Source organism: Ensifer sp. SL37 (genome assembly GCF_026672675.1).
GTDB classification, from domain to species: Bacteria; Pseudomonadota; Alphaproteobacteria; order Rhizobiales; family Rhizobiaceae; genus Ensifer; species Ensifer adhaerens.
On record NZ_JAPPRN010000006.1, the window covers coordinates 2011497 to 2023353 of the forward strand.

Here is an 11857-nt window from a genome sequence, read left to right on the forward strand (position 1 = left end):
TGCGACGTCAACGCCATCTTAGGGCAAGGCCGTGCCGCAGATCGATCTCCCCCTTGTGGGGGAGATGCCCGGCAGGGCAGAGGGGGGTAAGCGGCAAACGAAAAAGGGCCGCATCAGCGGCCCCGATAGTGCGGTATTTCAGGTAATGACGCTCGGCTCGGTGCGGCCGGTGCGGGTCTTGATGCTGGCGATCTCTTCGGCGACGGCGATGAGATCGGCGAGCGCCGTCTGCGTCTCGATATCGTGACGCGAGGCGTCCGGCTCGAAGCGCTCGATATAGACGCGCAGCGTTGCTCCCGATGTGCCGGTGCCCGACAGGCGGAAGACGACGCGGGAGCCGCCTTCGAACAGGATGCGGATGCCCTGGTTCTTGCTGACGGAATGGTCGACCGGATCGTTGTAGGCGAAGTCGTCCGCGGTCGCGACCTTGAGCGCGCCGAAGGACTTGCCGGGCAGCGTGGCAAGCTGGTCGCGCAGGTTGGCGATCAGGCCATTGGCCGCATCAGAATCGACCTCTTCGTAGTCGTGGCGCGAATAGTAGTTGCGGCCGTAGGTCGCCCAATGGTTCTTGACGATGTCGAGCGCGCTTTCCTTGCGCACGGCCAGAATGTTGAGCCACAGCAGGACTGCCCAGAGCCCGTCCTTCTCGCGCACGTGGTTGGAGCCGGTTCCGGCACTTTCCTCGCCGCAGATCGTCGCCATGCCCTCGTCGAGCAGGTTGCCGAAGAACTTCCAGCCGGTCGGCGTCTCGTAGATGCCGATGCCGAGCTTTTCGGCGACACGGTCGGCAGCACCACTGGTCGGCATCGAACGGGCGATACCTGCAAGACCCTTGGCATAGCCGGGTGCCAGATGCGCGTTGGCGGCGAGCATGGCCAGACTGTCGGACGGTGTGATGAAGATGCCGCGGCCGATGACGAGGTTGCGGTCGCCGTCGCCGTCGGAAGCGGCGCCGAAATCCGGTGCGTCGGGCGCCATCATCGTCTCATAGAGTGCGCGGGCATGAACCAGGTTCGGGTCCGGGTGGTGGCCGCCGAAATCGGGCAGCGGGATGAAGTTCATCACCGAGCCCTTAGGCGCGCCGAGTCGCTTTTCGATGATCTCCTTGGCATAGGGACCGGTAACGGCGCTCATCGCATCGAAGACGACGCGGAAGCCACCTTCAATCATTTTGCGGATCGCGCTGAAGTCGAACAGGCTTTCCATCAACTCGGCATAATCGGCGACGGGATCGATGACGGTGATCGTCATGCCGTCGATGTCCTGCGTGCCTTCGGCATCAAGGTTGATGTCGGCGACATCGGAGATCTTGTAGCTGTCGATCACCTTGCTGCGCGCGAAGATCGCGTCAGTGATCTTCTCCGGTGCCGGGCCGCCATTGCCGATGTTGTACTTGATGCCGAAGTCTTCGGTCGGGCCGCCAGGATTGTGGCTGGCCGACAACACGATGCCGCCAAAGGCTTTGTACTTGCGGATGACGTTGGAGGCAGCCGGCGTCGACAGGATGCCGCCGCGGCCGACGAGCACGCGGCCGAAGCCGTTGGCCGCCGCCATCTTGATGGCGATCTGGATGACTTCGCGGTTGTAGAAGCGACCGTCGCCGCCGATGACAAGCGTTTCGCCCAGAAAGCCTTCGAGCGAATCGAAGATCGACTGGATGAAGTTCTCGGCATAGTTCTTCTGCTGGAAGACCGGGACCTTCTTGCGCAGCCCTGACGTGCCAGGCTTCTGGTCGCCGTAGGGAGTTGTGGTAACCGTTCTTATCATGCTGACTTAACCTTTCCCGAGAAGTCCGGAATAAAGAGAGACGTAACGCTCGGCACTTGTGGCCCAGGAAACGTCCGATTTCATGCCCTGGGTCTGAATTTTCGACCAGACTTTGGGCTCGCTGTATGCACGCAGCACCCGCCGGATCGCAAGCCGCAACCCATCGGCATTGACGGGCGTGAATTGGAAGCCGGTCGCGACCTTGGCCGCAAGCCCGGCCTCGTTGGCGTCGATGATGGTATCGGCAAGCCCGCCGGTGCGGGCGACGACCGGCACGCAGCCGTAGCGCAGGCCATAGAGCTGGGTAAGCCCGCAGGGCTCGAAGCGCGACGGAATGAGGATGGCGTCGGAGCCCGCCTGCATCAGATGCGACAGCGGCTCGTTGTAGCCGGTGACCATGCCGATATGGCCGCGATGGCGGGAGGCAGCGGCGAGCAGCGCGCCTTCGAGCGCCGCGTCGCCGGAGCCGAGCACCACGAGCTTGCCGCCCATGGCGACGAGCTCGTCGGCGATCTCGGCGACCAGATCCATGCCCTTCTGCCAGGTGAGCCGGCTGACAACGCAGAAGATCGGGCCGTTGCCTTTTTCAAGGCCGAAGCGTTCCTCGAGCGCACGCCGGTTGGCCGCGCGCTGCTTCAGGCTCGTTGCGCTGAAATGCTGGGCGATGTGCGGGTCGGTCTGCGGATCCCAGATGTCGGCGTCGATGCCGTTGACGATGCCAGAGAGGTCGGCGACGCGGCTCTTCAACAGGCCTTCGAGGCCCATGCCGAATTCGGGCGTCAGGATTTCCTGCGCATAGGAGGGGCTGACGGTGGTAATGGCGTCGGCGGTCTGCAGGCCGCCCTTCAGGAAGCCGACGTCGCCGTAATATTCGACGAACTGCATCGAGAAGGCTTCGGCGGGAAGGGCAAGCTCGGGGAAGACTAAGGCGCCGAACTGGCCCTGGAAGGCGATGTTGTGGATCGTCATCACCGTCGGCGTTGCGGCCGCCGGGCCGAAATGCATGTAGACCGGCGTCAGCGCCGTCTGCCAGTCATGGGCGTGAACGATATCGGGTTTCCAGCCCGAGACGACATCGCCGCCGGCAATTTCGGCCGCCGCAAGCGAGAGTGCGGCAAAGCGGCGGAAATTGTCGACGTAGTCGCGGCCGGTGGCATCGACATAGGGGCCGCCGTCTCGGGCGTAGAGTTCAGGCAGGTCGAGGACCAGCAGATCGAGCCCGTCGATTTCGGCGGCGAGAACTGTCGCCGGATTGCCGAACAGGTTTTCGAAACTGCCGACCTTCTTTTTCTTCTTCAGCTTCTGCAGCACGGCCGGATAGCCGGGCACCAGCGTGCGGGTCTTGACGCCGTGCGGCAAAAGCGCTGCCGGAAGCGCGCCGACGACATCGGCGAGCCCCCCGGTCTTGATCAGCGGATAGACTTCGGACGCAACGGACAGGACGTTCATGAAGTGCCTACATTCCCAGTTTGTCGATCATCGTTTGCGTGATCAGGCAGACGCCGTTTTCCGAACGCCGGAAACGCTTGGCATCGAGCACCGGATCGTCACCGACGACGAGGCCCTCGGGGATCACGACACGGCTGTCGATGACCACGTTGCGCAGCGTCGCGTGGCGACCGATCTTCACATCGGGAAGAACTACGGCATTCTCCAGACGGGAATATGAATTTACGCGGACACCTGTGAACAACAGGCTGCGGTTGAGCGCGGCGCCTGAGATAATGCAGTCGCCGGAGATCAGCGACGAGGTTGCCGAGCCGCGGCGGTTTTCATCGTCATGCACGAATTTCGCCGGCGGCTTGATCTCGGCAAAGGTCCAGATCGGCCAGGTGCTGTCGTAGATGTCGAGCTCCGGCGTCACGTGGGTCAGGTCGATATTGGCCTGCCAATAGGCATCGATCGTGCCGACGTCGCGCCAGTAGGCCTCGCGCTCGAAGTCCGACCGCACGCAGGACTCTGCGAAACGGTGGGCGACGGCTTTGCCGTTATCGACGATGTAGGGGATGATGTCCTTGCCGAAGTCGCGGCTCGATTTCGGATCGGCGGCGTCGCGGCGCAGAAGATCCATCAGGAACTTCGTGTGGAAGACATAGATGCCCATGGAGGCAAGCGCCATCTCCGGATTGCCGGGAATGCCCGGCGGATCGGCCGGCTTCTCGACGAAGGCGATGATGCGGTCCTTTTCGTCGACATGCATCACGCCGAAACCGGTTGCTTCCATGCGCGGCACCTCAAGGCAGCCGATGGTGACGTCGGCGCCGGAATCGACGTGCTGCTGCAGCATCAATTCGTAGTCCATCTTGTAAATATGGTCGCCAGCAAGGATCACCATGTATTCGACGCCATGGTCCTCGATGATGTCGATGTTCTGGTAAACGGCGTCGGCCGTGCCTTCGTACCATTGCGTTTCGGAAACGCGCTGGCTGGCCGGGAGAATATCGAAGCTTTCGTTTCGCTCCGGGCGGAAGAAGTTCCAGCCACGCTGCAGGTGGCGGATCAGCGAATGCGCCTTGTACTGGGTGGCGACGCCGATGCGGCGGATACCGGAGTTGAGCGCGTTCGACAGCGCGAAGTCGATGATACGGGCCTTGCCGCCGAAATAGACCGCCGGCTTCGCCCGTCGGTCGGTCAGTTCCTTCAGGCGACTGCCGCGACCGCCGGCGAGAACATAGGCCATGGCATCACGTGCCAGAGGTTGCGTACGCTTTTCCACCATTTGTCCTCCCCATTCATTGACCTTAAGGGGTCGTCACGGCGGCCTTCTGCGACGCCTTGCGGCCCTCGATATTTGCAGTCTTCCGCCGCCTTCGGCTGGCGGATCGGATAAATTACTCCTGTTCCAGCATCAGTGTCGCGAGCGGCGGCAGGGTGATGTTGGCCATGATCGCTCCCGTGCTGTTCTTCTCGGCAAAAACCGCGCCGCCATTGCCCTTGCCGCTTCCTCCATAGATTTCCGCGTCGCTGTTGAGGATCTCCTTCCAGCGACCCTTGACCGGCAGCGGGATGGCGTAGCTTTCCCGGTAGACGGGGGTGAAATTGGTGATGACGGCGACGAGTTTTTCGCCGGGCGCCTTGCGCAGCCAGGCAAAGACCGAGTTGTCGCGGTCGTCGGCCAGCAGCCATTCGAAACCTTCGCCTTCGCAATCGCGCGCATGCAGCGCCGGCTTGGCGCGGTAGGTGCCGTTCAAGTCACGCACCAGCCGTCGCATGCCCTCGTGCAGATGGTATTCGAGCAGGTTCCAGTCGAGCGCCCGATCCTCGGACCATTCGCGCCATTGCGCGAACTCCTGACCCATGAACAAGAGCTTCTTGCCGGGATAGCCCCACATGAAGGCATAGTAGGCCCGGAGATTGGCGAACTTCTGCCAGTCGTCGCCGGCCATCTTGGCGATCAGCGAGCCCTTGCCGTGCACGACCTCGTCATGGGACAGCGGCAGCACGAAGTTCTCGTTGAAGGCATAAAGCAGGCCGAATGTCAGGTCGTTGTGGTGGAACTTGCGGTGCACCGGCTCGCGCGACAGATATTGCAGCGTGTCGTGCATGAAGCCCATGTTCCACTTGAAGCCGAACCCGAGACCCCCCGCATGGACCGGATGGGAGACCTTCGGCCAGGAGGTCGATTCCTCGGCGATCGTCAGGATACCCTTGTGAGAGCCGTATATTTCCGTGTTCAGCGTCTGCAGGAAACGGACGGCCTCGAGGTTCTCGTTGCCGCCATATTCGTTCGGCACCCACTCGCCGTGCTTGCGCGAGTAGTCGAGGTAGAGCATCGAGGCGACCGCATCGACGCGCAGGCCGTCGACATGGAATTTTTCCGCCCAGTAGAGCGCATTGTTGACGAGGAACGACAGCACTTCCTGGCGGCCGAAATTGTAGATCGCCGTGTTCCAGTCGGGGTGGAAGCCTTGGCGCGGATCCTCGTGTTCGTAGAGTGCGGTGCCGTCGAACCAGCGCAGGCCGTGCTCGTCGGTCGGGAAATGTGCCGGCACCCAGTCGAGGATGACGCCGATGCCGACCTTGTGGCAGCCGTTGACGAAGCGGGCAAAACCTTCGGGCTCGCCGAAACGGGCGGTCGGCGCATAAAGACCGGTTGTCTGGTAGCCCCAGGAGGGGTCGAAAGGAAACTCCGAGATCGGCAGAAACTCGATATGGGTAAAGCCCATGTCGACGCAGTAGGGGATCAGCCGGTCGGCAAGCTCGTCCCAGGAGAGCATCTCGCCATTGTCGCGGCGCTGCCAGGAACCGGCGTGCACTTCGTAGATCGAGATCGGTTGCCGTCTTGCGTCGGCCGAGGCCCAATGCTTGCGGTGTGCCTCGTCGTCCCAGGTCTGCGCGATTTCCGGCGTGGTCATCGAGGCCGTGTTCGGGCGTAGTTCGGAGCGCCGGGCAAAGGGATCGGCCTTGAGCGGCAGACGCGTGCCGTTGCGGTCGAGGATCTCGTACTTGTAGACAAGGCCCGCATCGACGCCGGGAATGAAGATTTCCCAGATGCCGGTGTCGGTGCGCAACCGCATGACGTGGCGACGGCCGTCCCAATCGTTGAACTGGCCGACGACCGAAACACGCTTCGCATTGGGTGCCCAGACGGCGAAATGGTAGCCGCTGGCACCGTCATGCTCGATCGGGTGCGCCCCCATCTTGTCGAAGAGCCTGAGATGCGAGCCTTCGCGAATGTAATAATCGTCCATCGGCCCGAGAACCGGACCGAAGCTGTAGGGATCAACGACCACCCATTCGCCGCCCTGATTGCGGGCGCGGTAGCGGACGGGCTGTGGCTTCTTCAGCGCCACCGGGCCTTCGAAGAAGCCGGCATCGTCGCGCCGTTCGATCGCCCCCAGGTCCTTGCCCGAGAGCGTTTCGACCGTCACCGTCTCGGCATCGGGGATGAAGCAGCGGGCAAGGACGGTCTTGCCGACGGGGTGCACGCCAAGAACCGCAAAGGGGTCGTCATGCGTGCCCTTGAGGATGGCCGCGATATCCGGGGCTGACAGCAGACCTGAAGCTGCGGGTTCCGGGTCCTTGCCGGCCGAGGGCGTCATCCAGCTCTCCAGATTTCCCCGGCATATTGCCGGATGGTGCGATCGGACGAGAACCAGCCCATCCGTGCGGTGTTGCGGATTGCCTGCGCGTGCCAGTCGGACGGCGTCGTCCAGAGCTGGTCGAGCTCGCGCTGCGCCTTGGCGTAGGCTTCGAAATCGGCAGCGACCATGAACCAGTCGTGATTGTAGAGCCCTTCGACGAGGCTTGCGAAGCGATTGCGGTCATCGGGCGAGAACACGCCGGACGCAATCGCCTGCAGCGCCTGCGACAGCTCGCGCGAGCCTTCGATGATGGCGCGCGGATTGTGACCTTCGGCGCGTGCCCTGGTCACCTCTTCGGCGGTCATGCCGAAGATCTTGATGTTTTCCTCGCCGATCCAGTCGCGCATCTCGACATTGGCGCCGTCGAGCGTACCGATCGTCAAGGCGCCGTTCAGCGCGAACTTCATGTTGCCGGTGCCCGATGCTTCCATGCCGGCCGTCGAGATCTGCTCGGAAAGGTCGGCAGCCGGAACCATGATCTCGGCGAGCGAGACGTTGTAGTTCGGCACGAAGACGATCTTCAGGAGGCCGCGCACCGCCGGATCGTTGTTGACGACACGGGCGACGTCGTTGGCCAGTTTGATGATCAGCTTGGCATTGTGATAGCTCGGCGCCGCCTTGCCGGCAAAGAGCTTGACGCGGGGCACCCAGTCGAGCTCCGGATGGGAGCGGATCTGGTCGTAGAGCGCCACCGCCTCGATGATGTTGAGGAGCTGGCGCTTGTACTCGTGGATGCGCTTGATCTGGATGTCGAACATCGCCGACGGATCGAGCCGGATGCCGAGGCGGCTCTGCACGAGCTGCGCGAGGCGCACCTTGTTGGCGCGTTTGACCGCGGCGAAATGCTCCTGGAAGTCCGCCTTGTCGGCGAAGACGTCGAGCGCCTGCAGCGCCTCGGTATTGTCCATGAACTCGTCGCCGATCGCGTCGCGGATCAGTCCGAAGAGACCGGGATTGCACTGCATCAGCCAGCGGCGCGGCGTAATGCCGTTGGTCTTGTTGTTGATGCGGTCCGGGTAGAGCTTGTGCAGGTCGGCAAATACCGTTTCCTTCATCAGCTCGGTGTGCAGTGCCGAAACGCCGTTGATCGAGTGCGAGCCGACAAAGGCGAGATTGCCCATGCGCACGCGTCGTTCGCCGCTTTCGTCGATCAGCGAGATGTTGCGGATTTCGTCGTCCGTGGCGCCCTTCTGGCGGCGGGCCTCGATCAGGATCTTGGCGTTGATCGCATAGACGATCTGCATGTGGCGCGGCAGCAGGCGCTCGATCAGCGGTACCGGCCAGCTTTCGAGCGCTTCGGGCAGAAGCGTGTGGTTGGTGTAGGAGATCGTGCGGCGGGTGATGTCCCAGGCCTGCTCGAAATCGAGGCCGTGCAGGTCGGTCAAGAGCCGCACCAGTTCGGCAATGGAAATGGCTGGATGGGTGTCATTGAGCTGGATGGCGACGGCGTCCGGCAGCGAGTTGAAGTCCGGGTATTGCTGCAGGTGACGGCGCAGGATGTCCTGCAGCGAGGCCGAGGAAAAGAAGTATTCCTGGCGTAGGCGCAGCTCCTGGCCCGCTGGCGTCGCGTCGGCCGGATAGAGAACACGCGTCAGGCTTTCCGCCTTGTTGCTTTCGCGAAGGGCGCCGATGTGGTCGCCGGCGTTGAAGGCGGCCAGCAGGATCGGGTCAATCGGCTGCGCGGTCCACAGGCGCAGCGTGTTGACGCGTTTTGCCCGCCAGCCGACGGCGGGCGTGTCGAAGGCGGTGGCGATGACGCGCTCGGCCGGTTTCCACACGAAACGCTGGATTTCCTCGTCGACATTGGCGGTTTCGACCACGCCGCCGAAGCCGATTTCGTAAGAGCTTTCGCGGCGTTCGAATTCCCAGGGGTTGCCGTGGGCAAGCCAGGTTTCGGGTAGTTCCACCTGCCAGCCATCGGCCATCTGCTGGCGGAAGAGGCCATGCATGTAGCGGATGCCGTAGCCATAGGCGGGTACGTCGACGGTCGCCATCGATTCCATGAAACAGGCAGCCAGCCGTCCGAGACCGCCATTGCCGAGGGCCGCATCCGGCTCGAGCTGGGCGACGACATCGATATCGACGCCGAGGGAGGCGAGTGCGTCGCGCATCTCGTCCATCAGGCCGATATTGGTCATCGCATCGCGCATCAGCCGGCCGATGAGGAATTCGAGCGAGAGATAATAAACGCGCTTGGCGCCGGTTGCGTAGGTCTTGCGGGTGGAGTCCATCCACTTGTCGGTGATGCGGTCACGCGCAACCAGGATCGCCGCCGTCAGCCAGTCATGGGGCTTGGCGACCTTCGGGTCCTTGCCGATGCGGTACTTCAGACGTTCGAGGATTTCGACGGCGAGCTGGCTAGGTTCAGACGACCTTGGGGCGGGCTGCGGCACGTCGTTGGTGGAGAGCCTGTTCATCATGAAACTGTCTTTACCCTTTTGCGTTGGGAGATCGCAGGCCGGACCCGACCGGGGATAAAGCCAATTTATGCATCGATCCGAAGCGCTTGCAACAGATGTTTTTAAATGGATTAGACTTGTCTCAGACGGTGGAGAACGTATCCCGCCGAAACGCAAAATGCCGCCCAGCGGGGCCGGGCGGCATCGTCAGCGATGTGGTCTGTCTTACCTTGTCAGGCGTGCCATCTTGCCCGAGGTGGTGGCGCCGATTTCACCGAAAACCTTGACCAGAGCTGCGGCATCTTCCGGCGACTTGTAGTCGGCTGTGCTGCTGGCGCATCGGCTGAGCACCGATTTTCCCTGGATCGGCGCCATGAAGGCGATGGTGAAGACGCGAATGCCGGCGTCCTTGGCATCCTGGCACGCCTTGAGCGTTGCCGTGTCGGATTTGGAATCCTGGGCTTTGTACTTGTCGAGTTCCGGTTCCGGCTTTGGCGCCGCCGGGATGGTCAACGCCTTTCCTTCGAAATGTGTGTTCGCCCCATCGGTCATGAAGACGATGTACTTTTTCGGCGTCAGGCCGTTGGAAGCCGTGTGCGCGTCGTTTTCGCCCTTGAGCTTCAGATCCGTGACGGCCTTGGCGAAAGCGCCGCTCGAATCCGTGCCGCCGTTCGCCTCCAGGTTCTTGACGTAGGTACTGGCCTTCGTCGTGCCCCAAGCCAGTTTCTCTTCCGGGAAGATGGAGCTGCTATAGGAAACAGCGCCGACACGGACATACTTGTTGTCGGGGTCCATCTCGGTGAGTGGCTTCAGCAGCGTCTCAACCGCGGATTTCAAGGTCGTGATCTTGTCGATCATGCAAGGGCTGGTCTCAGAGATGCTCTTGCCCCAGTTCTCCGCCGTCCAGTTCTTGCACTTGGTGCGCTTCTCGTCCTTCACATTCGTCACGAAGGCCATCGAGCCCGAGCGGTCGAGCACGAGATACATCGACATGGCGTTCTTGGTTTCCGTCGCGCTCTCGGCAACGGCTACCGTTTCCAGATTGACGGACTTCTGTCCGAGCAACCGCGTCATGGGGTTGAGCTGAATTGTCTGCTTGTTGACGATCGTGACCTTAAAGGCCTTGTCGCTCTTGCCGACAGTCGTCATGACGATGTCGACCGTCGGCTGAACCTGGGTCTCCGTCGGGTCGGTCACGCCGCCCGCGGAAGCGCTGCTGGTGCCCGGGTCGCTGCCGCCAGCTCCACCGGGCAGATCGGTCGAGCTTGCGCCCGACTGCGCCTTCAGGAAGTTCAAGGCGATTTCCTTGGCCTTCTCGGTCGCCAGCGTATCCTTGTTTGCAACCAGTGCGGACGCAGCCGCAAGTGCTGCCGCGTCGGCTGCATCCTGCATCTGGTTTTTCGTCGTCATCATGGTGGCCAGATCGACGGCGACGCCGCCGGCTGCCAACACCAATGGCGCCGCGAGTGCTGCCATGATGCCAAAATTGCCACCCCGGTCCTTGAGCATAGCTACGAAGGACCGGCCTACCGTGTATCGTCTTCCCATCTTTGCACACCCCAAAGGAACACGTTGCAAGCTTGGGGGCATCAATAGCGGCGATGGCTTACGATATCGTTCCGGCAATCCTTGCAATTTTAATGGATTGCCGGAAAACCGGTTGTTGTAAGGGGTTCTGCGGCACCCTGTCTGTTCCGAAGCGGGAATCGGCCTGTGCCAAATCGGGTCACGCTACCGGAATGACGTCGACCGCCTGTTTCGTCGTTTGGCTGCCGTAGCTTTTCAGGACCCCGATGACGGGCGCGACATCGCCGTAGTCGCGGCCATGGCCGACGACGATATGGTCGGTTCCAGCCGGAATATTGTTGGTCGGATCGAGTTCGAGCCACCCACCGGTTGTGCCGCACCAGACGCGCACCCAGGCGTGCATGGCATCGGCCCCCTCCAGGCGCTCCTTGCCGGGCGGAGGGATCGTCCTTAGGAAACCGCTAACATAGCCGGCAGGGATGCCGAGGCTTCTGAGCGCCACGATCATGACATGGGCGAAATCCTGGCAGACGCCGCGCTTGAGCTTGAACGCTTCTGCCGGCGTCGTGTTCACGGTCGTCGCCTCGCCGTCATAGGCGAAGTCGCGATGGATGCGGTCACACAGTGCAACGGCGATCTGGCGCACGGTCATCGTGTCGGTAATGGTGTCACGCGCGTAGGCGGCAATGTCGGCGACCTCGGGCAAGAGTGGGCTCGGGCCGGCGAAGTGATGCGGCGCGTCGGCATCGACGGACCAGCAGGCCGCAAGCTCGGCCGGCAGGCCGGTGAGGTCAGGGGAGAAGTCCGCGGTCAGGGCCTGTGCTTCCACCTGCACGCGCGCCTGCATGCGGATCGTCAGGTCTGCATGCGAGTTGCGAAAGAGAATCGACGTAAACGGGTTGGCGAAGAAGTCGATGCTCTCGGTACGTTCGGCCGGCATGGGATGGCAGCTGAGCGAGCCGACGACGAGACGTTGGCGACCGGGCAGCGTCGCCGGCAGCACGCGCACGAGGTGGCGGCCGCCGGACACCGGCACTTCGTAGTCATAGATGATCTTCAGGCTGATGTCGTAAAGCATGG

Annotated in this window: 7 protein-coding genes; all 7 read right to left on the reverse strand. The window is 62.4% G+C overall.

The features are described from left to right. Positions 1–138: 138 nt before the first annotated feature. The 7 genes from OVA00_RS21800 to OVA00_RS21830 all read right to left on the reverse strand — a co-directional run bounded on the left by OVA00_RS21800 (position 139) and on the right by OVA00_RS21830 (position 11855). On the reverse strand, positions 139–1767 hold the full coding sequence (locus OVA00_RS21800; RefSeq protein WP_060604719.1) for an alpha-D-glucose phosphate-specific phosphoglucomutase: 1629 nt from the start codon (positions 1765–1767) through the stop codon (positions 139–141). 6 nt (positions 1768–1773) lie between these two features. Beyond that, positions 1774–3216 (reverse strand): glycogen synthase GlgA, encoded by a 1443-nt coding sequence (gene glgA, locus OVA00_RS21805; RefSeq protein ID WP_034786855.1) that lies wholly within the window; start codon positions 3214–3216, stop codon positions 1774–1776. Between the two features lie 7 nt (positions 3217–3223). Next, a complete protein-coding gene (gene glgC / locus OVA00_RS21810) occupies positions 3224–4486 on the reverse strand; it encodes a glucose-1-phosphate adenylyltransferase (protein ID WP_034786853.1) in 1263 nt (420 codons plus the stop codon). Positions 4487–4598: 112 nt separating this feature from the next. After that, the gene (gene glgB / locus OVA00_RS21815) at positions 4599–6809 is read right to left on the reverse strand and encodes a 1,4-alpha-glucan branching protein GlgB (protein WP_034786849.1); all 2211 of its coding nucleotides are present in this window, start codon (positions 6807–6809) and stop codon (positions 4599–4601) included. Beyond that, positions 6806–9268, reverse strand: a complete 2463-nt coding sequence (locus OVA00_RS21820; RefSeq protein WP_034787265.1) for a glycogen/starch/alpha-glucan phosphorylase — start codon at positions 9266–9268, stop codon at positions 6806–6808. The genes glgB and OVA00_RS21820 overlap by 4 nt, the downstream gene beginning before the upstream one ends. 207 nt (positions 9269–9475) lie before the next feature. After that, positions 9476–10798 carry a vWA domain-containing protein gene (locus OVA00_RS21825; protein WP_034786847.1) on the reverse strand — a complete coding sequence of 441 codons (1323 nt, stop codon included), beginning with the start codon at positions 10796–10798 and terminating at the stop codon, positions 9476–9478. Positions 10799–10976: 178 nt separating this feature from the next. Continuing rightward, positions 10977–11855, reverse strand: coding sequence for a transglutaminase family protein (locus OVA00_RS21830; RefSeq protein ID WP_112976388.1), 879 nt, complete (start codon positions 11853–11855; stop codon positions 10977–10979). Positions 11856–11857 lie beyond the last annotated feature (2 nt).